The sequence below is a fragment of the Mesorhizobium sp. NZP2077 genome, assembly GCF_013170805.1.
Lineage (GTDB): Bacteria > Pseudomonadota > Alphaproteobacteria > Rhizobiales > Rhizobiaceae > Mesorhizobium.
In genome coordinates, this window is record NZ_CP051294.1 from 175724 (window position 1) to 198571 (window position 22848).

Annotated in this window: 15 protein-coding genes and 5 pseudogenes; 4 read left to right on the forward strand and 16 right to left on the reverse strand. The window is 58.5% G+C overall.

Features of this window, described 5'->3' with window-relative positions:
• Window positions 1–207 precede the first annotated feature (207 nt).
• Window positions 208–394, reverse strand: a pseudogene (locus HGP13_RS36705) (DDE-type integrase/transposase/recombinase); the annotation flags it as partial.
• 288 nt (window positions 395–682) lie between these two features.
• Complete coding sequence (locus tag HGP13_RS36710) at window positions 683–1834, reverse strand: porin (RefSeq protein WP_172235120.1); 1152 nt, start codon at window positions 1832–1834, stop codon at window positions 683–685.
• 43 nt (window positions 1835–1877) lie between these two features.
• Here HGP13_RS36710 and HGP13_RS36715 point away from each other — a divergent pair, with 43 nt between their 5' ends.
• On the forward strand, window positions 1878–2024 hold the full coding sequence (locus tag HGP13_RS36715) for a hypothetical protein (RefSeq protein ID WP_172235121.1): 147 nt from the start codon (window positions 1878–1880) through the stop codon (window positions 2022–2024).
• Window positions 2025–2190: 166 nt separating this feature from the next.
• Here the strand turns inward: HGP13_RS36715 and HGP13_RS36720 are convergent, their stop codons facing one another.
• From HGP13_RS36720 to HGP13_RS36760, 9 genes are all read right to left on the reverse strand, one after another.
• A complete protein-coding gene (locus tag HGP13_RS36720) occupies window positions 2191–3081 on the reverse strand; it encodes a hypothetical protein (RefSeq protein WP_172235122.1) in 891 nt (296 codons plus the stop codon).
• An 18-nt stretch (window positions 3082–3099) separates the two neighbouring features.
• On the reverse strand, window positions 3100–4623 hold the full coding sequence (locus HGP13_RS36725; RefSeq protein ID WP_172235123.1) for a M81 family metallopeptidase: 1524 nt from the start codon (window positions 4621–4623) through the stop codon (window positions 3100–3102).
• Between the two features lie 1009 nt (window positions 4624–5632).
• A complete protein-coding gene (locus tag HGP13_RS36730) occupies window positions 5633–6970 on the reverse strand; it encodes an MmgE/PrpD family protein (protein WP_172235124.1) in 1338 nt (445 codons plus the stop codon).
• A gap of 78 nt (window positions 6971–7048) precedes the next feature.
• The gene (locus HGP13_RS36735; protein ID WP_172235125.1) at window positions 7049–7207 is read right to left on the reverse strand and encodes a hypothetical protein; all 159 of its coding nucleotides are present in this window, start codon (window positions 7205–7207) and stop codon (window positions 7049–7051) included.
• 45 nt (window positions 7208–7252) lie between these two features.
• The gene (locus HGP13_RS36740) at window positions 7253–9061 is read right to left on the reverse strand and encodes an ABC transporter ATP-binding protein (protein ID WP_172235126.1); all 1809 of its coding nucleotides are present in this window, start codon (window positions 9059–9061) and stop codon (window positions 7253–7255) included.
• Between the two features lie 42 nt (window positions 9062–9103).
• On the reverse strand, window positions 9104–10006 hold the full coding sequence (locus HGP13_RS36745) for an ABC transporter permease (protein ID WP_172235127.1): 903 nt from the start codon (window positions 10004–10006) through the stop codon (window positions 9104–9106).
• Window positions 10007–10020: 14 nt separating this feature from the next.
• The gene (locus HGP13_RS36750) at window positions 10021–10959 is read right to left on the reverse strand and encodes an ABC transporter permease (protein ID WP_172235128.1); all 939 of its coding nucleotides are present in this window, start codon (window positions 10957–10959) and stop codon (window positions 10021–10023) included.
• A gap of 150 nt (window positions 10960–11109) precedes the next feature.
• Window positions 11110–12672, reverse strand: coding sequence for an ABC transporter substrate-binding protein (locus tag HGP13_RS36755; protein WP_172235129.1), 1563 nt, complete (start codon window positions 12670–12672; stop codon window positions 11110–11112).
• Complete coding sequence (locus HGP13_RS36760; protein WP_172235130.1) at window positions 12651–13934, reverse strand: DegT/DnrJ/EryC1/StrS family aminotransferase; 1284 nt, start codon at window positions 13932–13934, stop codon at window positions 12651–12653. The genes HGP13_RS36755 and HGP13_RS36760 overlap by 22 nt, the downstream gene beginning before the upstream one ends.
• A 154-nt stretch (window positions 13935–14088) precedes the next feature.
• Between HGP13_RS36760 and HGP13_RS36765 the strand changes: the two genes are divergently transcribed.
• Together HGP13_RS36765 and HGP13_RS36770 are read left to right on the forward strand one after the other, a co-directional pair.
• Entirely contained in the window at window positions 14089–15006 is a 918-nt protein-coding gene (locus tag HGP13_RS36765) for a LysR substrate-binding domain-containing protein (protein WP_172235131.1), read from the forward strand.
• A 105-nt stretch (window positions 15007–15111) separates the two neighbouring features.
• Window positions 15112–16104: a dipeptide epimerase gene (locus tag HGP13_RS36770; RefSeq protein ID WP_172235132.1), complete on the forward strand. Its 993-nt coding sequence runs from the start codon at window positions 15112–15114 to the stop codon at window positions 16102–16104.
• Window positions 16105–16511: 407 nt separating this feature from the next.
• Here HGP13_RS36770 and HGP13_RS36775 read toward each other — a convergent pair whose 3' ends face one another.
• On the reverse strand, window positions 16512–17972 hold the full coding sequence (locus HGP13_RS36775) for a M81 family metallopeptidase (RefSeq protein ID WP_172235133.1): 1461 nt from the start codon (window positions 17970–17972) through the stop codon (window positions 16512–16514).
• A 426-nt stretch (window positions 17973–18398) separates the two neighbouring features.
• Between HGP13_RS36775 and HGP13_RS38465 the strand changes: the two are divergent.
• Window positions 18399–18580, forward strand: a pseudogene (locus HGP13_RS38465) (helix-turn-helix domain-containing protein); the annotation flags it as partial.
• A gap of 23 nt (window positions 18581–18603) precedes the next feature.
• On the opposite strand, the pseudogene HGP13_RS36785 reads toward HGP13_RS38465, so the two are convergent.
• The 4 genes and pseudogenes from HGP13_RS36785 to HGP13_RS36800 form a co-directional block, all read right to left on the reverse strand.
• Window positions 18604–20031, reverse strand: a pseudogene (locus tag HGP13_RS36785) (ISKra4 family transposase).
• Window positions 20018–20479 (reverse strand): annotated as a pseudogene (locus tag HGP13_RS38470) (aminotransferase class III-fold pyridoxal phosphate-dependent enzyme); the annotation flags it as partial. The pseudogenes HGP13_RS36785 and HGP13_RS38470, both read right to left, overlap by 14 nt.
• Window positions 20476–21660, reverse strand: coding sequence for a glycine C-acetyltransferase (locus tag HGP13_RS36795; protein ID WP_172235242.1), 1185 nt, complete (start codon window positions 21658–21660; stop codon window positions 20476–20478). The gene HGP13_RS36795 and the pseudogene HGP13_RS38470, both read right to left, overlap by 4 nt.
• Before the next feature lie 192 nt (window positions 21661–21852).
• Window positions 21853–22686: pseudogene (locus tag HGP13_RS36800) on the reverse strand (aminotransferase class IV); the annotation flags it as partial.
• Window positions 22687–22848: the final 162 nt, after the last annotated feature.

Below are 22848 nucleotides of genomic sequence, written 5' to 3' on the forward strand. Positions count from 1 at the left end.
TTCGAGATCAACGTGGGCTTGTCACGAGGCCGCGGAGGCAGAGCAAGTTAGGAGAAGGAATGCCCTGCCGGCGGGGAGGTGCACCGGCAGGGCTCGCCGCCCGCGGTCAAATGGGAGGACCGGACAGCAGGGCAAAAAAGCAGGTTGGTGCTCGTAAAGATTATACGGGGCCGGGAATGTGAAACAGGTTGGCGATGGGATCGTGGATGAGACGAAGCACTGAAGCTGTCGCGCTGACTTGAACCGCTTCATAGTCCTCTCCCGCCGTCGAACCAGTTGGCGAGAATTCTCAGCGCGATTGTTCAGGCCCTAGTGTGAGCGATGCTCGACGCCCGGCATGATATCGCATCGCAGCACTGTAGGATCGAAGCTTGTCGGTGACCATCACACGCGGCCTCGTTTGACGGTGCCGGCCGCTGTCAGCAGGAGCAGAACGCGACGCTGGCGGAGAGCGGTCCGCCTCACAGTCGCTCGCGATCCATCTCGCTTGCGCGAGTCCGATGATAACCCCCAAAAAAGGGCGCCCGGGAACAGGGCGCCCTTCTCATCAACGGAATGCTCGGATTGGAGGTCCGTGATCAAGCAATCCGCCGAAACCTCTACAAGCCTCACCACAATGGTTCAGCCGTGAATTGAAGGCTCGCAGGTACCGCTTCGAACGCGGGCAACGAGCCCTTCAACCTCAGAACGAGCGCTGGAAGCGGAGGAAACCGCCAACGTTGTTCTTCTTGTCGGCAGCGGTCCAGTTGCCGAACGGGGTGCCGTCGTTGAAGTGACCAAAATGATCGTAGTCAACTTCCGCGGTCATCTTGAGGCCGGAGACGATGTCGTAGGCAACGTTCGCCGCCACGCCATAATTCTTGTCCTGGTCACCCGAAACCTGCAAGTTGAATGACGTCTTTGGATTGAACTTATAGGTGCCACCAGCCCACCAAGCCCAGTGACCGCCCCACTGCTTGTAGAAGTCGCGGCCGCTAGCCGCTGCGAGCGAATGTGTATCGGTGCCGTAGCCGAACATGGCGAACAGCGACAGCTCGCTAGTCACGTTGAAGTCAGCACGAACCTTGCCGGCCCATTCTTCGTAGTTGCTGTCATAGGCGACGACGCCGGTGATGGCGCCCCAGCCCTGCGTGTACTTCACACCGCCGACGACATGCGGAACGTAGCTATCGATCGTGCCCACGTAGAAGACATTGTTGACGTCAACCGAACCTTCTTCGAGCGAGACCACGGCCGAGAAGCCGTTGCCGGCGTCAAAGTTGTACTGGATGAGGTTAGTGTAGAAATCGCCATAGGGAACGATGGTGTCGTTGATAACATTGCCGGCATAGCCAATGAAAGTATCGAACGCCGAATCGTCCAGACCGACGCGGAGCCCACCAAGCTGGATCCAAGCTTTATTCAGCGTAGCGCTCTTGTTGTGGGCTTGATTGCCGTCTGCGCCAGCATAGTAGGCGCTGTTGCCGAAGTTGAAGCGGGTCTCGGTGTAGGTCTTCAACGTGCCAAGCTCGGTTTCCTGGCCAGTCCAGGTCTTCAGCGACAAGCGGGCATTCTTGTGCCATGTGCCCTGGTCCTTGCCGTTGAGAACGTCTGTCGAACGTGCGCCATCGAAGCTGCCTACATCGCCAGCGCTGATGTCGTAACGGACATAGCCGCCGATGCGCAGGCAAGTTTCAGTGCCCGGGATATAGAAGTAGCCCGAGCCGTATACGTCGCAGATCTTGACGTATTCAGCCGGTTCCGGCTCGGCGACGACGACGGCGTCGGCGGCGCGGGCACCGGAAACTGCGATCAGGGCCGCAGCTGAGCCGAGAAGAAGGCTCTTGATGTTCATATTTGATCTCCATTCAAAGATTTGAAAAAGGGCGAGGACGTCGATGGACGAACCGCTGCCTGTCCCCACGATCGAAAAAGATGCGCATCGCTATGCATCCTTCCCGGCCCGACGCTATCCACCGGGTGAATTAGTGCAAGTTCAAATTCCGTTTGCCGGCGACATAGCGAAGTATCAGTGGTATTTTTGACACTAAAAAAGTCGTATTAGTTGCACGAATTGTACATTTATACATTTGCACAAATCGCACAAATGGCACATTGCCTTATTTGCGCAGTAAAGTATGCGCCGAGAGCGGCCAACAACACGTGAGAGAGACGGCTTCGGGCGAGGGAAAGCTGGCGTCCGGCCAATTGTCAGATAGATTGGACCAGAGAAAGAGCCTGGGCGGCCGACGCAACGACTTCTGTGTTCATACCTTCTTTGAGCAATTCGATAGGAACACGGCCCTTGAGAAGAGGCGACGGACTGATCAGCCATAGCCAAGCCAATCTGGGATCGGAGATTGAGGAAAGCACCTGCCTAATTCCCGGCATTGGTCTGCCGTCGATGAACTGGGCTAAGGGAAAAACATGCTTGCGGGAGCCTCTCCGAAAGGCAATCACGTCATTGTGCCGCTGCCACCAATGCAGTGTGGACCGAGGTATTCCAAAACGGCTCTCGAGACGCGTCGACCCTGCAACCGGGCCAGCCCACTCTGCAATGCGCGCGCCTTCTCTCGAGCAATCTTTCAGAACCGGATGCCCGAGGGGATGATCTGGCAGGGGTCGCGAAGCGATCTCACACGCCTGGGCGTCTAGCCGTCGCGCCGCTTCAGCCTCAAGCCTACCAAGAAATTCGGCTGCCACGGCGGTCAAATCGTTGGAGGCAGAACCCGAAGGCACGACAGCAGCCTTTTCACCTTGTCTCGCCTCATCGCATTGGGCAAGAATTCGCTGCACCTCCCTCATGACAAAGCTTGAAAGCTCGGTCTGGCGCTTTTCATCCCCGGACATATGTGGCTTTCCCGATAGCATTCCCTCAGCAAACCGCCGAAAGAGCGTTGGATACATTGAAGTTTTGAGGACGGCGATGGGCCTTGATATCATTACGCCGAGGAGTCTCATCATTAAATGCAGCGCGACATCAGGATCAATCTTGAGAAAACAGACGGGATGACCCGAGGCGCTTGCCGTGCTGCGGCACGCGCCTGAGATGCGGTTGGAACGGTTGATCTCACCGCCGTTGGCGTTGGCACCTGCGACCATTCTTGCAACAGGAGTTGACTAACTCAACATCGCCGTTCCGCTCATGGTCGAGGGCGACTCTGGGCTCGAGCTCTCGATCTGGCCGAGAGCATCGAACGGGTCTTCGACCCGCGGCCAGAAGGGCGTCCTGAATTTGGTGTACGGCACCGTTGCATAGTCGAGGGTCAGAAGACCATCGGTTGCGGGGTATAGAATCTCAGTTGCAATCGGCGCGAATCCCGCCCGGAAATGGTTGGACGATTTCACAATGATTGCACGTTTTCCCGTGAGTTCGATCCCGAACTGCGTGAAAGCGTCTGGCTGGTATATCTGTTGGCGCGTCTCGGTGAGCACAATATCGATGGCATCGTCTGTACGGACGCAAACCGCGTCGCCGATCGAGTCGGTGGTGCCGGCAAAATGCTGCGAGGCATTCTCGATGATGCGCATAACGGTCACATTCAGGTCTAGCGGCTGACCGGACGCCCTGCAAACCTTGCCGCCGATCCGCAGATCGAGCTTGGCGCCTTCCCCGGCGGCGATGCAAAGGCCGACAGCGCCCTGGTCCCAGATAAAGCCGCAAGCGGAATTTCCGATTCCCCGCTCCACCAGCGCGCGGAGAATATGCGTTGAATCGCTCGGCGCGCCACCTCCGGAATTGTCGCAAAAATCGGCAATGACGATCGGCCCCGACTTTGCTGTTGCCACTTTGTCGAGAACGGCGTCGAGGCTCTCCCATGTGCGGGCGGTTTCCCGCCGCATATCCCACAGCCTTTGTCCAAGGTCGCGCGCAAGCGTTTCGGCAGCAGCCGCATTCCCGTTCGCAATGACGAGAACCTTTGCGCCGCCTTCCGGCACGTCGGCCAATCCGAAACCATGCGCAAAAGAGGCTGAAAGAATATCCCCTCGCCCCTCGCAGTCCATCATGTACCGAACGAAGCCGGCCATGGGCTCGCGGTCCGTCGGCCACGTTGAAACCATCCGGCATTCATGGATCGCCGTGACCGGCTTTATTTCTCGGCGAACGGCTGCGTCGCAGAGGGCGAACACTTCCGGGGCCCTCTCCTCGACATCCGTGTGAGGGCTGAGTTTATAGGTGATAAGAATGTTCGCGGCGGCGACCATTTTGCGGGTTATGCTGCAGTGAGGATCGAGTTCTGCGCCAATAACTACATCGGGACCGACAATGGACCTCACCCGTTCAAGCAAGTCACCTTCGCAGTCGTCATAGCCCTCCGCGATCATCGAGCCATGTAGGGACAAAAGTACCATATCCACATCGCCCGCGCTGCGCAGGTCATTGAGAATCTCGTCCCGAAGCTCCTCATAAACAGCGCGCACCACCGGAGCGCCCGACCCGGCACTCGCACAAAGGCTCTCTATGACCTCGTAACCCTTTTGCTCGGCCAGTGTCTTCCAGATGTGCATCGGCGCCGAAGCCCAGCCCGGTGGGTGAGCCGTGGCGTCACCATGAAAGGTTTCCCCGGCGAAAGACCCGCGCCCAATGGGCACAGGAGAGAAACTGTTGGTCTCGGTATACAGACCACACATGAACATACGCATATTGGAAAGCCCTCTGCTTAACGGTCCCCAATGGTCCCAGCCGAGTGCTCTTCCGTCAAATTCAGTTTGTTCGCTAACAACGCTGATGAGGTTATGAAGTCATGGTTCGATGCATCGCCATGCCCGCCGTGCGAGCTTTTGCAGGAGGAAGTAAAATGGGCTCGCTGACGAAGCCCTGAATCGTCGCCATTGCGGATGTAGAAATGGAAAACGAGGCGGGCGGGCGTACCGATGGTCACCGTCCGCGACCGTAGGCTGGATCGTTCTCGTCGCAACCTTGCCACGAGGCTCGGCGCCGGGCGGCGACGTCGCGAACGTTAAGAAAGCCTTGCAAATAGGGAAGCAGAGACACGGCGTCATCGACCAACCCACAACCAGTTCACTGGGCCGCCAAGCGGACCGGGATGTCCCCCGCCGGGACGGCGATTGCAGTGATCTCGTTGTTTCGGCAGAACGCGGCCTGACCGCCTTTGCCATGCACAGATTGAGGCCCCCGACCGCGACATGATCATGAGGCCATGACCTCGAATAGGACCATGACACCCGCGATGACAGCTACAAACAGCATTAACTATTGACCGCAACTAAAGGGCCGAAACATTCTGGTGACGGCAATGATGCTCGTCCAGACCAATTCCGAAATCTCCAAATCCAGGGTCTTGCGACTGACCGTTGAAGGCTGCACGATCCGGATGACCGACCGGTGCCTACCGGCGAACTTCCAACTGCTAAGCACGACGGAAAGCTTAAGTGCGCTCGTCGGTCGCCGATAGTCGGCGGGAGAAAAGACACATGATCACAGAGGCACTACACGGTGTGCTGGATATCTCTCTCGAGGACACAAGCGTCTGCATTATCGACAAGGACGGCTCGCATCTGCGCGGGATAGGGTACGCAGCGTACCTGCTATCATGCCGCCCGGCTGCGCGTCGTATGCTGCCGGCTGTTCGGCCTAGACCAACCACGCTTTTGACCAGGTGCATCGCGGCTGCAATTACATTCTCCTTCATCATACCGCGGCGGCAGGTAGCATTTCACACCGCAGCAAAGTCAACAGCGGTCCGCTATCACCCCTCCTTAGCTGCGAAACAGCATCGATCACCTGTTGCTGTGCATCTCGAGACATCAAACGCCGGGTCGCAAAACGAAACTTTTCTTCGAGTTCCTGCAGTGACATGGGGCTTGTCGGCCCGCCATGCGGCTCAGTCACCGGAGAGGAAATCTTGCGCCCTCCAGACGTGATCTCGACACGCGCCAACCGGCTTCGGGGAAAGAGTCTCGAGAATTCCGGGTCAGGGCGGACCGTAATTCGCTCTGCAAGTTCGGAAATGTCCGCACGGTTCAAAAGAGAGGCGTCAATGGGTAACAGGGCATTCCCGCCGCAAATTGACGCAATCGCAAGGCTGTAGGGAATACTGTACTGTATGTCCGTCAGCGTCTCCGGCTTTGTCTTGTTAGGCAGCGCTAATGCGAAGTCAAAAGTATGTACATCAATCTTTTCGATAGTATCTGGTCGCAATTCGTGGTCCATGATCAATTTTTCAAGTGCCCGCAACGGACCGTGAATGTGCCTACATACCGCATAGGGCTTGAAATAGGTCTCACAGATTCTCGGCGCCTCTTGGCCCAATCCGGCGAGAATACGCTCAGCATCATAATAAGCTTTGTGATCAAAAATATCTTCGCAGGCGGTAAAGCCGTGCTCTGCAAGCAGTAAAGCCTGATATGCAGTGGTTGCGCTCCAAGGAATGCCCTCTTTGATGTCGCTGCCGCTGAAGGCGGTGTAGTCCCCGACTATCAAGTTGGGGCTGAAGCCGCCGGCCAAGGCGATTGCATTTGAGAGTGCCGCCGGGGTCAGACGGCGCAGTTTGCCCGCAGCAGCGGCTACCGCAAATCCGGTCCACACGCCGCTCGGACCATGCGTTCGAGCCGACTTTATCCGCACCCCTACCTCGTAGCCCAGGACGATCGCAATTAGCAGCTCTTCGGCCGAAACGCCTGTCTCCGCAGCGACAGCCAAAATTGTGGGAATGACCGCGGCCCCAGGATGGCCACGCGCTTCCCAATGCCCGTCATCGAGATCAAGCACTGAGGCAGCGCTGCTGTTCGAAAGTATCGCGCCGGCCGCAGTACTGGACGTACCCGTAAACCAGACCGGCACCTGCCCTGCACCGTAGAGTGAACGTGTTGCTGTACGTGTCGAAACAACGCTAGGCTCCTCATGCCCCGCGACCGCAGCGGTGAGGGCATCAAGGATGCAGTTCGCGGCCATTTCGAGGCTATCCGCCGGCAGGGTTGCCGCGTTGCTGGTGCAGATATATTCAGCAAGAGTTCTTGTAGTGGACATCGTGCTTCTCTCTTCCAACCCGATCAACAAAATTATTTACTTCAAAAACCTAAACCGATGGGTGTTGTAAAACAGAACTCAACCACCCGTAGCCACGTACGCCGCGTTTCGCGCGCCTTGCCCGACGAGCGCATTGACCTGCAGCGCGTTAAGGGATTTCGCCGCGCCACCGGCGCGGCGGTCGCCGCAAACCGTGACAATCTCCTCGGGTATCGATTGTTCACCATTCTCGGCCATCCGTTTCCGAACCGTGACGGTGGACCGACTCAGTTGGGGAGAGCCTCAGAGCTCGCCCACTTGAATCAGATGCCCAGGGGTCACTTCGGAAAAAGCAACATCGGGCGGAACATAGCCCACCGGATGGATCGAGGACTTCAGACTATCTTCAGGCGCTGCGCTGCGTATGCGTGGGTGGTCGGGGTCGGGTATGGGCACGGCTTGCATAAGCTTTTTGGTGTAGGGATGTTGAGGGTTTTCAAACACAGCCTGACGCGGTCCGTATTCGACGACCCGCCCGCGACACATCACCGCGACCCTGTGGCTGATCCGCTCGACAACCGCGATGTCGTGAGATATGAAGATGTAGGAAAGTCCGAGTTCCTGCTGCAGATCCATCATCAGATTGACCACCTGCGCACGGATGGACACATCCAGCGCAGAAACCGCCTCGTCTGCAATGATCAGTTTGGGGCTGGTGCTTAAGGCGCGGGCGATACATATGCGCTGTCGCTGTCCGCCGGAAAATTCATGGGGATAGCGATAGGCGTGTTCTGCCGTAAGGCCGACCTTCTCCAGCAGGGCGACCGACCTATCCATCGCCTCATTTCCTTTCGCGATGCCGTGGACGATCATGGGTTCGGCAATGGCTGCGCCCACCATCTTCTTGGGGTTGAGCGAGGAATAGGGATCCTGAAAAATCATCTGCATCTGACGCCTGAGACGGCGCAGCGAGGAAGGATCGGCGGCAGAAACGTCCTCCCCATCCAAGACCACGCTACCGGATTGCGGTTCGACCAGACGTAGGATACTCCGTCCCGTTGTCGACTTGCCGCTACCACTTTCGCCCACGAGGCTGAGCGTTTCGCCCCTCTCAAGGGAAAGCGAGACATTTTCGACCGCGTGAATATGGCCCGCCACGCCATGCATCAGCCCCCCGCGAATGGAAAACTTCGTGCATAGGTTCCTCACATCGAGGAGCGGTTCGCGCGACACGACTGTCGCTTGAACCCGCTGTTTCGTTGTAGCCGGCACCGGGGTTGCACTGCTCGTTTCAAGCGTTGCGAATTTCTTCGGGAGCGGAACGCCGGTCATGCTGCCCAAAACCGGCACTGCGTACAGCAACCGGCGGGTGTACGGATGTGCCGGGGCGGAAAACAGCGTCCTTACGTCGGCCTCCTCGACTTTCTCGCCATCCTTCATCACCACAGCGCGACTTGCGATCTCGGCAACCACGCCCATGTCATGGGTGATGAACAGGACCGACATTCCGACCTCGGCCTGCAACTGTTCGATCAGTCCCAGAATCTGGGACTGGATGGTCACGTCCAGGGCCGTAGTTGGCTCGTCGGCAATCAGCAGTCTAGGCTTGCAGGCGAGGGCCATAGCGATCATGACCCGCTGCCGCATACCGCCCGAGAACAAGTGAGGATAATCGCTAAGCCGGGCCTTCGCATTGGGAATCTGCACCTGGTTGAGCAGTCGTAACGCCTCGGCTTCGGCTTCTGCAGCGTCCATGCCCCGGTGGCGCCGAAGGACCTCTCCCACCTGACGGCCTATGGTCATGACCGGATTGAGGCTGGTCATGGGCTCCTGGAAGATCATGGAAATGTCCTTGCCACGAATGTCGGACAGTTCCGACTCGTTCAGTCCAACAAGTTCACGGCCATCGAGGGTGATCGATCCGGTAACCTTGCCGTTCACCCTCGACACCAGACCGAGAATGGACATGGCCGTAACGGATTTTCCGGAGCCCGACTCGCCGACAATAGCAACCGTCGAATGATCGGGTACGCTAAAATTGAGATCCTTGACGACCCTCGTTTCCCGCCCGCCGCCGCGGAACGTCACGTTCAGATTTCTGACTTCAAGCATAGTAAATCCCGTCCATACCGACAAAACCAGACCAGATCCCGTTCACGCGACCTCCCCCCTCAGTTTGGGGTCGACCGCGTCGCGCAGCCCGTCGCCGATCAGGTTAAGCGAAAAGACCACTAAAAGGATTGCGATGCTCGGGACGATCGCGAGGGTGGGATTCGTCAGGATGCTTTCAAACCCCTCTCGTACCATGCCGCCCCAGGTTGGGATGGGCGGTCTTACACCCAGGCCAAGAAAGGCCAGGGACGCTTCGGTACGGATGGCCGTCGCCAGCCACATGGAGGTCACAACCAATATTTCAGGCAGGATGTTGGGGACAACATGGAAAATCATGATGCGGGCATTGGAAAACCCCATGGACCGGCAGGCGTCTACAAAATCGCGGTTCTTGATCCCGATGGTTGGCGCGCGCGCGATGCGCGCATAGGAGGGGACAAGCCCAACCGCGATCGCGATGACCAGGTTGGTCATTGTGGGACCGAGGACGGCCACAAGCAGAAGACCCAGAATGATGGAGGGCAAAGCCAGCATCGCATCCATGACCTGCATCACGACAATATCGAAACGCCCGCCGTAATAGCCTGCCAAAATTCCAAAAATAGAACCGACAAAAGCGCCCAGCATTGTCGACAAAAGGCCGATCAGAAGCGAAATCCGGGCTCCATACAAAAGGCGTGAAAGGATGTCCCGGCCAAGTTGATCGGTTCCAAGCAGGTATTTCACACTTGGCCCCTGCAGACGATCGACAATATGTTGCGCGTTGGGGTTGAACGGCGCGACCAGCGACGCGAAGGCGGCCAGAAGGATTAACGCTAGAAAGATCAATATTCCGATCCAGGTCGTCTTGTTGACGTTGAACGCCTGAAGTATCTGGCCGAGCGCATGACGCAGGGCTATCCGGAAGGCGGAGTGACGGAGCGTGTGCAAGCCTGTTGTCGTCATTTGAATTTCCTTAGTCAGTTGACCCTGATGCGCGGATCAATCAGGCCATAGGTCAAGTCGGTCACAAGATTCACGACAATCACAATGAAGGTGTAAACGACGATCAGCCCCTGCAGCATCGTGTAGTCGCGCTGAGAAATTGCACCCACGATAAGCTTTCCGAGCCCGGGCCGACTGAAGACTATCTCTGTTAAAACCGAACTGCCGATCAGGACCCCAATATAAAGGCCAATGACGGTTACGACCGGCATGAGCGCGTTGCGGAAGCAATGTCTCCAGACCACGACCGTTCCTTTAAGGCCCTTGGCGCGAGCGGTCCGGACATAGTCCTCATTGAGGACGCCCAGCATTGAGGATCGCGTCACGCGTGTGACATAGGCCGCCATGACGAGCGCGAGGCTGATCCCCGGCAGTACGAGACTGCGTAGTTGATTACCGAGACCACCCGAACCGTCGCTGACGACGGGAAATACCGGAAACCGGATTGAGAACACTAGCATGAGAACGATTCCGGATACGAAAACCGGGAACGACAGACCCGCCAGGGAAAGGATCCTTATCAGGTAATCCGCCATGCGGTTGCGCCGGATTGCCGCCCAAATGCCCAAGGGAAGGCCAACGGCGAGGCCGAACACGATGCCGACACCAGTAAGCTCCAGCGTCAGCGGAAGAACCTTCATCAATTCGCCAGAGACCGGCGCATCGGTGATCATGGATCTGCCAAGATCGCCATGGAAGATGCCGGACAGAAAATCCCAATACTGAATGATAAGCGGACGGTCGAGCCCCAGCCTCTCCCGGGTCGCAACCAGCGCTTCCGAACCCGCCTGGTCACCGAGAATGACGAGTGCGGGGTCGCCCGGGATGACGCGGACGATTAGGAACACAGCGGTCAAAACTGAAACCAGTGTGAAGATAGCGACGAGAAGACGGGTGATAAAGAACCTGACCATGAAACCTACTCCGGCGTAATAACGAGGGTACGGCTGATCCTGCAGCCGTTCGCCCTAAGTGACGAGACAACCACACTTAGGCGAGACATATCCCCTCGACAAAAAGTCCGCTGAATGCGCCGCTTTGGCGCATTCAGCGGGGATACTGCCCTACTTCGCAAAGTGCGTCTGCTCGGTCAGCATCGGACCGCCGGTAAGGCTGCCGACATATTCAAACCCAAGGTCCAGGTCGTTCGCCTTGCCCCAATCCCACAAGCCTTCATACAGTGGAATGGCGCAGACATTCTCGATCACCTTTCGCTGCGCTTTCGCCCAGAGCTGGAGCTGCTTATTTGCATCAGTCTCGACCCGAGCGGCGTCTATATCGACATCAGCCACGTCGCAATGCGAGAAGTTGGTTACCGCAGTCGGCTTATTAATGGCGCTACGCGAGTGGTAGAATTGGGTCAGATAAACATCCGCTATAGGGAACCTGGACGCGCCATAGTACACGACCTCGCTCAAATCTTTACGGATCTGCTGGTGATATGTGGCATGATCTACGACGTTGATCTCAAGCTCGACCCCTATCTGAGCTAACTGAGCCTGCAAGACTTGCATCGTAGGAAGAATAGTTGGCTTGTTGGAGACTATAGTGCTTAGTTTCAATCCGTCAGCAAAACCCGCTTCCGTCAGAAGGGCTTTGGCGGCCTTAATGTCGTATTTGGGAAGGATATCGGAGAAGTCCTTGTAGCCGAGGTTGTTGGACGGGATGACAGACGTTGCCGGCCATGCCGTGTGGCCGAACAGTGCGATTATGTCGTCCCTATTGATCGCCATGGCGAGCGCCTTGCGCACACGTATATCGTTGAGCGGAGGCACTGTCACATTCAGGTGGAGCACAGACAATTCAGGTGGTCCGCCAAGAAAAGCATGAAACCCGTTCTTGGCATTGATGCGGTCGACATAGTCCGATGTCCCAGTACCCTGCATAATATCGATCTCACCGGACATCAGTGCAAGTTCCCGGCTTGCATCCGATGGCAGGTACCGGTAGAGGATTTTCTTGATCTGCGGCGAACCTCGGAAATAGGCTTCATTCGCCGAAAGCGTGATCGCCTGCTGCGGAGCATAGCTTTCAAACACGAATGGTCCAGTACCGACCGGGTCGCGGGCAAAGTCATCGCCCAGCGCTTCTACCGCTGCTTTGCAGACAATATTGCCTCCTTGGAAATTGGTCACAAGGCCCAGAAGGCTGGGCACATGGTCGGACAAAGTGATCTTGACTGTATACCGATCGACGGCAACGACCGTCTTGAACTGGGCGAAGTCAGACGCAAAACTTGACGTCTTGGGGTTGGCGGCCCGATGGAGCGAGAACACGACGTCGTCCGCTGTCAATTCTCCATAGCCCTTGTGGCACATCACGCCGTGACGCAGGTGAAAGGTCCATTCCAGACCGTCGGCACTCGAGTCCCAGCTTTCGGCCAGATCCGGCTCGATGTATTTCGGGTTGGACTGGCCTGGTGCGATGCGAACGAGACCGTTGAAAATCCAACTTAGCACCACCTTGTCCTGAGTTGTGGCCGTCTTGTGCGGATCGAGGGAATTGGCATCAGCGGCTGCAATGCCAAAGTTCAGCGTGGTGCGTTGGGCAAGCGCTGGCGCCGCGCCTCCTCCCGCCAATGCGGCCGCTACAAATGCGGCTCCAATCAGTTTCCTAATTTTTCCCATTTGAGGTCTCCCTGTTTATTATTTTGCCCCTGCGAAAAAGGACTATGATTTGCAGGCTGGTTCAGAATCTCGCGGATGGCCGATACGATGGGCGAAACGTGCTGGCGCCGCAGGCAAGCTGGATCGACGATGAGAATGTTTTCGGCGATCAGGCGTTCGGTCAGCTGGATAGGTGGACTGGATTGACCGAGTTGGCGTGCCACGTCGATTGCGGCAAGACCCAAAGATATTTCATCGAAATGGAGCTCCAGCGCGGGCCGTCGGTAGGTGGTGGAGGCTGACCTCAATTCGGTCTTCAGCCCCCGGACGCCGGCGAGGCCATCGGCGATCGCGCGAAGAATGCCCTCCATCTCGGCAAACTCGCCTTCATGATCGCGCGCGACAAAGCGCTCGAGCGCGACGATCAAACCGAAAATCGTCTCCTTTGAAACCTTGAAACCGCGGCCAATTCCGTGCCTCGGAATAGCTGTCAAGTTGCCCCCTGGCAAAAGCGTTTCAGGCAGGCGCCAGTTGTCCGCGACGACATTCATGTCTAGCTGCTGGAGAAGCGCCGAGGCCACGAGTTCTTTTTGTCCGCAGAGAATGCCCGAGGCCTGCGGGCCACGAATAGCCTTGCCCCCGCTGAAGGCCACGAGCGACGCGCCCGCATCGCAAAAAAGGCGAAGATTTTCCACGGGCGGGAGCCAAGGTGCGGCATCAACCAGGACAGGAAGGCCATGCTTTTGACCGAGCCTCGCCCAGACTTCCAGTTCCCGCAGGTTGTGCGGGGTCGCCATAAAGGCGAAGCCGGCCGTCTTTTCAGAAATCGCACTCTCGATCTCCCAGGTATCGGTGCGCCTGATTCCCGCGTTGAGCGCCTGATCGTTCACGCCGACGTCGATGATCTTCGCCCCGGCGGCCCGTATGGCATGGTCGTAGCTCGACCGATGCGCCCGCATCATGATGAACTCAGACGGCATATTCGCCGCGTGCGGAAGCGCATCCATGCGCGCCGGATCGAGGCCGGCCATGCACGCTGCCGCCCCGAGTGTCAGAGCCGCCGTTGCGCCAGCGGTTACGATCCCCGATTCAGCTCCTGTGTGGCGGGCGATGATGCCCGCCGCGATTGCTTGGAGCTCCGCGATGTCGACAAACACTCCGGTGGCTTCGCGCATCGCCGACGACACTTCCTCCGGTAGCTCGTTGCCCCCGAGCCGAGTGAGATATCCGGCGGCATTGATCCATGTCCGGATGCCAAGGCTGTCGAGAGTGTGACCCTTCATGATCGCTCAATTCTCCTAATCGTGTTCGCGGCGTTGTTAGCAATGGTTCGCGCTCAACGCTTGAAGTTAGGGAGGATTTTGGCTTGCATGGCTAATTAACGTCAAATACAAAAGTATCCTGACGTTATTCACCAAGTTATGAAGTTGATGCGATATGAACCTGCGCCAGGTCGAGGCCTTCAGGGCGGTGATGCTGACTGGTACCGTAACGGCGGCCGCCGAAATGCTCCACATCTCGCAGCCTGCCGTCAGCCGGTTGATTGTCGACCTCGAGCGTGTCAGCGACCTGCGGCTTTTCGTGCGCGAGAAGAAACGGCTGACCCCCACGCCCGAAGCGAAGATCTTTTTCGTGGAGGTCCAGCGGGCGTTCGTGGGGGTAGAGCACCTCAGGAAGAAGGCTCAGGACATAAGAAACTTTAATACTGGGCACCTGCGGATCGCGGCCAACCCCGCATTAAGCATGGGGTTTTTGAGAACCGTGCTCGAAGAGTTCCTCACCTCGCACGAAGGGGTCACGGCAACGTTGCAAACCCATGTTTCGACCATCGTCAAGGACACCGTCGCTTCTCAACTCAACGACATTGGGCTGGTTTTCGGCGACGCGGACGAACCCTCCCTCCGCTCCGAGGTCTTTGCCCGGGTGAACGCTATCTGCATTCTGCCACCCGGCCATCGCCTCGCGGACAAGGACATCATTGAGCCGCAGGACCTTGCGGATGAGGATTTCGTCTCACTGGGCGCAAACGACACCACACGCCTTCGGATTGATCAGGCGTTCCAGCAGGCCGGCATCGACAGAGTAATTCCTCTTGAGGCACAGCTTGCGACAGTCGTCTGTGGCTTTGTCCTCGATGGGTTCGGCGTGTCTATCGTCAACCCGTTCACAGCCTTAGAATACCGCGAGCGCGGACTGCTCCTGAAAGCCTTCCGGCCGGAAATTCCGATCCACTTTCAGCTGGTGCGACCCGCGCAACAAACGCAATCGACGCTCACGGACGGCTTCGTCAAAACCCTTCACCGCTATTGCGGCGAGTGTCTCAAGACCTTCCAAGAATTGGGGCTGATGACCTGACCACATCCTTGCTTTCAGGAATAAGGTTCGCAACAAATTCTATTTGATCTTTCTCGGCCAAACCGAACTTCTCGACACGGAGAAACGTAAAATCGGAGTTTGGCCATGACGAGACAAATTAACATCACCACGCATTGCTGGCCGCTGACCCAACCGTTCCGGTCGGCTTATGGCCGGATCACCCAAGTCGAGTCGGTTCGGATCGAACTCACCGAGGGGCCCCATCGCGGGCGGGGCGAATGCCGGCCCTTCCATGCCTACGGCCAAGACGTGACCCGTGTGCTTTCGGAGATGGGCGCCGTCACCGAAAAGCTTGCCGAGGGCATGACCCGTGCCGCATTGCAGGAAGCGCTGCCGCCGGGCTCGGCGCGTAACGCCATCGATTGCGCATTGTGGGATCTCGGGGCCAAACAGGCCGGGGAACCGGTGTGGCGACTCGCCGGCTTGTCCGCACCACGCCCGTTCCCGCAGATGCTTTTCGTTCCGGCCATCGACCCGACGGGCGCGGGCGAGATTGCGGCGGAAGTCGCCGCCCCTTTTGCTGCGCCGCTGATGAAGGTGAAAATGCCAGGAGACAACGATCTAGAGCGGATCGTTGAAATCCATCGGCGCGCACCTCACGCCCGCATCGTGGTAGATCCCAATGGCTCTTGGACCGAACAGGACTATCTCAATGCCATGCCGGTTCTAGCTAGGAACGGCGTGGTGCTGGTCGAGCAACCATTTGCACCAGAGGAGGACCAGCGGCTGGACCATCTGCCCCATCCAGTCCCGCTCTGTGCGGACGAGTCGTGCCGAGACGCTGCCTCGCTTGACGGTCTCCGAAATCGATACAAGTGCATCAGCATCAAGCTAGAGAAAGCAGGAGGGCTGACCGAAGCTCTTGCCGTGTTGCGGCGAGCACGGGAGTTGCGGTTTGGTGTCATGGTCTCGTGCATGATCTCACCGTCGCTAGCGTTGGCGCCCGCGATAATTCTCGCGGGAGAAGCAGACTACCCGGATATCAGCGTTCCGGGCGGCATCGAGGGCGACCCTCAGCCCACCCTCGAGACACGCGACGGCCTGTGCCTGCCGCCGGCGCCCGAACTCTGGGGCTAGAGCGTGCTATTGTTCATGCGGAAGCATAGCCCACGCAATGGCCTCGACCGATTCGCCGGCTTTCGCCGTGTTGCCTCGACGGTTCGGCGGCTTTTCTGATCAGGAGCTGAGGCGAAGGCCCATGTGTGCCGGCGGCCAGGACGGCCGGCACACTACTCCACCTTTGTGACTGGCGATGTTTGTCGAGAATGACGACGTCGCCCTTCGCCACTGTAGACGAGGACTGTCTCGACACAGAGGTGAAGAGTTCGCCGTTGCTCGGTCCGTCATTGACCCGGGTCGCTGACTCTCCCGATCAGGGCGTCCCGTCAGTAGACCGCTCCTCCAATCACCACCTCTCCCGGGCCAACGGTTTGTTCAATCCCCGGCTCCGAAGTCGTGGCCGCAGCCTACACGGCCGGAGAGGATCAACGCGCCTCAAATGGGTCCTCAACGCACGGCCAGAAGGGGGTCTTGAATTTGGTGTATGGCACCGTTGCATAGTCGAGGGTCAGAAGACCATCGGTTGCGGGGTATAGAATCTCAGTTGCAATCGGCGCGAATCCCGCCCGGAAATGGTTGGACGATTTCACAATGATTGCACGTTTTCCCGTGAGTTCGATCCCGAACTGCGTGAAAGCGTCTGGCTGGTATATCTGTTGGCGCGTCTCGGTGAGCACAATATCGATGGCATCGTCTGTACGGACGCAAACCGCGTCGCCGATCGAGTCGGTGGTGCCGGCAAAATGCTGCGAGGCATTCTCGATGATGCGCATAACGGTCACATTCAGGTCTAGCGGCTGACCGGACGCCCTGCAAACCTTGCCGCCGATCCGCAGATCGAGCTTGGCGCCTTCCCCGGCGGCGATGCAAAGGCCGACAGCGCCCTGGTCCCAGATAAAGCCGCAAGCGGAATTTCCGATTCCCCGCTCCACCAGCGCGCGGAGAATATGCGTTGAATCGCTCGGCGCGCCACCTCCGGAATTGTCGCAAAAATCGGCAATGACGATCGGCCCCGACTTTGCTGTTGCCACTTTGTCGAGAACGGCGTCGAGGCTCTCCCATGTGCGGGCGGTTTCCCGCCGCATATCCCACAGCCTTTGTCCAAGGTCGCGCGCAAGCGTTTCGGCAGCAGCCGCATTCCCGTTCGCAATGACGAGAACCTTTGCGCCGCCTTCCGGCACGTCGGCCAATCCGAAACCATGCGCAAAAGAGGCTGAAAGAATATCCCCTCGCCCCTCGCAGTCCATCATGTACCGAACGAAGCCGGCCATGGGCTCGCGGTCCGTCGGCCACGTTGAAACCATCCGGCATTCATGGATCGCCGTGACCGGCTTTATTTCTCGGCGAACGGCTGCGTCGCAGAGGGCGAACACTTCCGGGGCCCTCTCCTCGACATCCGTGTGAGGGCTGAGTTTATAGGTGATAAGAATGTTCGCGGCGGCGACCATTTTGCGGGTTATGCTGCAGTGAGGATCGAGTTCTGCGCCAATAACTACATCGGGACCGACAATGGACCTCACCCGTTCAAGCAAGTCACCTTCGCAGTCGTCATAGCCCTCCGCGATCATCGAGCCATGTAGGGACAAAAGTACCATATCCACATCGCCCGCGCTGCGCAGGTCATTGAGAATCTCGTCCCGAAGCTCCTCATAAACAGCGCGCACCACCGGAGCGCCCGACCCGGCACTCGCACAAAGGCTCTCTATGACCTCGTAACCCTTTTGCTCGGCCAGTGTCTTCCAGATGTGCATCGGCGCCGAAGCCCAGCCCGGTGGGTGAGCCGTGGCGTCACCATGAAAGGTTTCCCCGGCGAAAGACCCGCGCCCAATGGGCACAGGAGAGAAACTGTTGGTCTCGGTATACAGACCGCACATGAACATACGCATATTGGAAAGCCCTCTGCTTAACGGTCCCCAATGGTCCCAGCCGAGTGCTCTTCCGTCAAATTCAGTTTGTTCGCTAACAACGCTGATGAGGTTATGAAGTCATGGTTCGATGCATCGCCATGCTCCAACTGGTTGCCTTGCCCAGGCGTATCGAGCGGCGCTTGAAGCGCAGGCTACCGTGGGCGTACATCGAGATCAGGTGCAGGTTAAGCCGCGTTTCCGGCTCGAGGTCGATCTCCGAACCTCCGAACGAAACGCAACCTTGCAAGCCGTCGGCGCCGTGAACCGGAACACAGAACCCCGTGACGAGGCCTACGTTGTGATTAGGCGTGGAATAAGGCCCCGTGATGTGGAGTGCGCCCCGTGGGGCGGACAGATTAGGATTTTGGGATTGACCCAGTCAGCCGGGTTTTCGGAAAGAAGACCATGGCAAGATATCGTACCCAGAGCATCGAGTTTAAGCGGCAGGTCAGCGACAGCTGATCCGTGTCTGGGTCCGCAAATATGAGGAAGGCGCGCTCGATGAGGACGCGCAGGCAGCCGACCTGATCCAGGAATATGAGGCCCGCATCGCAGCACTTGAACGGCTCGTGGGCAAGCAGGCTGTCGGAGACCGGTAACTTCTCTGGGGTTAGGCGGCGCGCAGAAGGGGCGGTTTGGGCTTGAATAATGGAGGCACGTTCGGTTCTGGCTGTCGGAACGGTGCCCGCAGCCGATCGCGAAGCTCACCATTGATCTCCGCCGTCCTGACCTGCATGAGCATGTGCGCACCGTGGAGAGACCAGCGCATCTGCTGCTTCTTGACCATGCGTTTGCCGACAAGCGAATTCACTGCTGACTCGGCGAGGCTGGTGGCGACACGAAGCCCAGCTCGGTATCGCTTGCCATAGTTGACGATCGCGCCGCGGTTCGATCTGACATAGGTCAGGAGCTGCGAGCCGAGGCTATGAAGCCGTGCGATCGAGAACTCGCTGTCTCCTTGCGAATACTCTCCAAGAGTTGCTCCAGGTCGCGGATCGCGCGATCGACGCGCCCATGCCACAGGCGCCACTTCACGGCTCTGATGTCCCTGTGGAGGGTTGGAAGGGGCCTGGCACCGTCCGCGCGAGATCGAACCATGTGGTCGGCGATCTGCTGCATTGGTTGGAGCTTCATGGCGATGTGGAACCAGTCGATGATATGGCTGGTCGGCCTTGGCATGGCGCGGGGCAGGCGCTTCAGGATTTCGGCGCCATCCGAGATCACGGTGACGTCGCCAAAGCCGCAATATCCTTCTTGCTGAAGCGCGTGGAGCGCTCGATCCCGGATTGCGGTTGGTCGGTGCTGCTGGTCACGAAATAGCGGCCACCGGGTTCGCCCCGACCGCCGCAACCGCATCTGGCTACAACGAGTTCGAAGTTTCGCGCTGCATTGGGATCGGCGCTGCGCACATGCGCTGTGTCGATGCTGATGATAAACTCTTTGCGCCGATCGCCGGGAAGCTCCATTTCGAGCTGGCGCCGATCATCAGCTTGCGCCCTTGCGCGCCGTTCTTCCTCTGCAACCTGCTCGCCCAGCCGTTCACCGATCCTGATGGTGCGCTTGCGCACGGTCGCATGCGTCTCGGTAGGCTCAATGGGCAGGAATTCGGTGAGCACTCTGGCGGCCTGCCGGTACGGCATCATGCTTCCCAGCCGCGCCGTCAGTTCCATCAGCTCGGGCGTCGCCCGATCCGGGCAGATTTCCTTCAGTGGCGCGAAAGCAACGACCATCCCTGGATGGCAACCCCACACAGCATCCAGCGGGGATTGCGCACCTCCACCGTGCCGAACACAGTTCGGATCCGGCGCGCCGTATAGTCTTTGACCGGCCGGAACGTGTGGCAGTCCGGGCAAACCCGCCGAAACAGAGCATAGGCATTCACCTCCTGGTTTACGACCGCGCTCTGCAGCGCCGTCATGATCTTCTTGCCGTCTTCGATCGACAGGCCGATTTCGCCGTCGAACAGGCGCTCCCAGCTCTTGTCGACCCGGACCTCCCGACGACAAACGTCGCCGAACTCGCTCGTGATAACCGCGATGCCGCGAGATGATCTTTTTTCTTTTCAGGGCGGCCGAGAATGTCGTTGTAGTACCAGACGAGCTTGATATTGGTTTCATTGGCATCGGACCCGGACAGGCCAAAATAAACCCTTTGCCGGTTCCGGGCTGCTCACCAGAAGCCTGGACAGGCCTTCCATTCTTTCACAAGTTCTTCGGCCATGTTCTGCCCGAAATCGGCCAAACGTGCGACAGGCTCCGTGCCCTGGCTGGCATAGACATGCGCGAAGGGCAGTTCGTACGCCTGCTTCGCAATGGCGTCGGCGATCTCCGTGCATCCATATCCCCTGTGACGCAGTAACGGCCGCCGAAACCACCGAGGCTCTTTCGACCTTCGGTATCCCAGCTGTAGACACCTTCCTCCAACGGCCTGCTAGGCTTTCGCCCAAGGCTATGTTTGGCGGCAAGCAGATAGAGACCGCAGGTCATACGATCGAAAGCTCCCTTGCCACCTCAGCAAACGCCTCGACCGCGCGGTCGATGTCGGCACTGGAGTGCGCCGCCGACATCTGCGTGCGGATGCGGGCCTGGCCCTTCGGCACCACCGGGAAGGAAAAGCCGATGACGTAGATGCCGCGCTTCAGCATGCGCGCCGCCATTTCCTGCGCCAGTGTCGCGTCGCCCAGCATCACCGGGATGATCGGATGGTCGGCGCCCGCCAGCGTGAAGCCGAGCTCGCCCATCTGCGACCGGAACCGCGCCGCATTGGCATTGAGGCGCTCGCGCAAGGCGTCGCCATTGCGGACCAGTTCGAACACCTTGATCGAGGCGCCGGCGATCGCCGGCATCAGCGTGTTTGAGAAGAGATAGGGCCGCGAGCGCTGACGCAGCCAGTCGACCACCTGTTTCCTGCCGGACGTGTAGCCGCCGGACGCGCCGCCGAGTGCCTTGCCCAGCGTGCCGGTGATGATGTCGACCCTGCCCTCGACGCCGCAATGTTCGGCCGAGCCGCGGCCATTTTTGCCCACGAAGCCGACGGCATGGCTGTCGTCGACCATCACCATGGCATCGTATTTGTCGGCGAGGTCGCAGACACCCCTGAGATTGGCGATGATGCCATCCATGGAAAACACCCCGTCGGTGGCGATCAGCCGGAAGCGGCAGTCCTTGGCTTCCTTCAAGCGCGCTTCGAGATCGGCCATGTCGTTGTTGGCGTAGCGGAAGCGTTTGGCCTTCGACAGCCGCACACCATCGATGATCGAGGCGTGGTTCAGCGCATCGGAAATGATCGCGTCGTCATCACCGAGCAACGTCTCGAACAGGCCGCCATTGGCGTCGAAGCAGGAGCCGTAAAGGATGGTGTCTTCCAGGCCGAGGAAGGATGAAATCGTCGCCTCGAGCTGCTTGTGCTCCTCTTGCGTGCCGCAGATGAAGCGTACCGAGGCCATGCCGTAGCCATAGCGGTCGAGCGCCCGGCTGGCCGCGGCACGCAGGTCGGCGCTGTCGGCGAGGCCGAGATAGTTGTTGGCGCAGAAATTAAGCACCTTCTCGCCGCCCACCACGATCTCGGCAGACTGCGTCGAGGCAATCACCCGCTCGGATTTGTAGAGGCCGGCGGACTTTAACCCGGCGAGCTCATTCGAGAGATAAGAAATGAAAGCGGAGGTCATTGGCAGACTCACGGCAGCACAGCCCTCGCCGCGCGAGGGAGGAACGCTCGACAAGATATCGCGGTACGATGCGTAATTTACGGCGGTCGACCATGCCGGATCGGCATGCTTCTCCCAATACAGGTCTGTCAGCTGGCGAGTCAGGGCACCAACCTTGCCGTCGCCTACAACGGTCTCGTTAATCTTGGATACTGGCATGATCCCGCCCGCTGTAGACGTAATGAAAACCTCATCGGAGCCCTTAAGCTCGTCGCGATCAATGTCGCCGGCGCTGACCGATAGGCTCAGTTCGCCGCATAGATCAAATACGGTCTGGCGGGTAATGCCGGTGAGGACGCCATAAGCCGGTGTCTTCAAGCGGCCGCCCTTCACGGTGAAAACGTTGAAGCCAGGCCCCTCGGCAATGTTGCCGTTGATGTCGACGATCAATGCAGTTTCGGCACCGTAGTCGTACGCATCGAACAGGCCTTTGATCAAATCGAGCCAGTGATAGTTCTTGATGGTCGAATCGATCGACTTGGGCGGGATTCGGACGGTGCTGCTGATGGCGACATGCAGGCCGCGCTCTAGTTGCTCCTTGTTGGCAACCGACCCGAAAGGCACCGCGAACGCGATGAAACGGTTCTCCGCCTCGCGCGGATCGCGGCTGAAGGTGGGCGAGCCACCGCGCGTGCAGATCATTTCGACATAGGCGGACTTGTGCCCGGACAACGCCACACAAGTTGACAGGATCTTTTCGATCTCGCAGCGGCTGTAGGGAACTTTCATGCGGAGCTTTTCCATTCCGCGGCAGAACCGGTCCAGGTGCAGGTCCAGCCTGAAAAACCTGCCGTCCCATACATGAACGGTATCGTAGGTGGCATCGGAATGCAGAAAGCCCCAGTCAAGAACGGATATCTTGGCTTCGGACATCGGCAGGTACTGACCATCCATGAAGGCTATGCCGTGAGGATAATGCCGTTGATCCCGGTGGCGTTTTTCTATGGCTGGGAGAGCTGTTGCAGGTTCGGCTGCAGCAAGTGTCATTCCTGAGTCCTCCAAATCTTGCAATCCAGACGCTCCGCACACCCGGTCACGATTTGCCGCCGCGAAACCGCCCCAGCGGCTCCATCTCAGCAGTTGGCGCACCTCGAACCGCCAGCACGCCGCGCCTGCCAGATTTCGTCATCGCGATCGGTTACCGCCTGG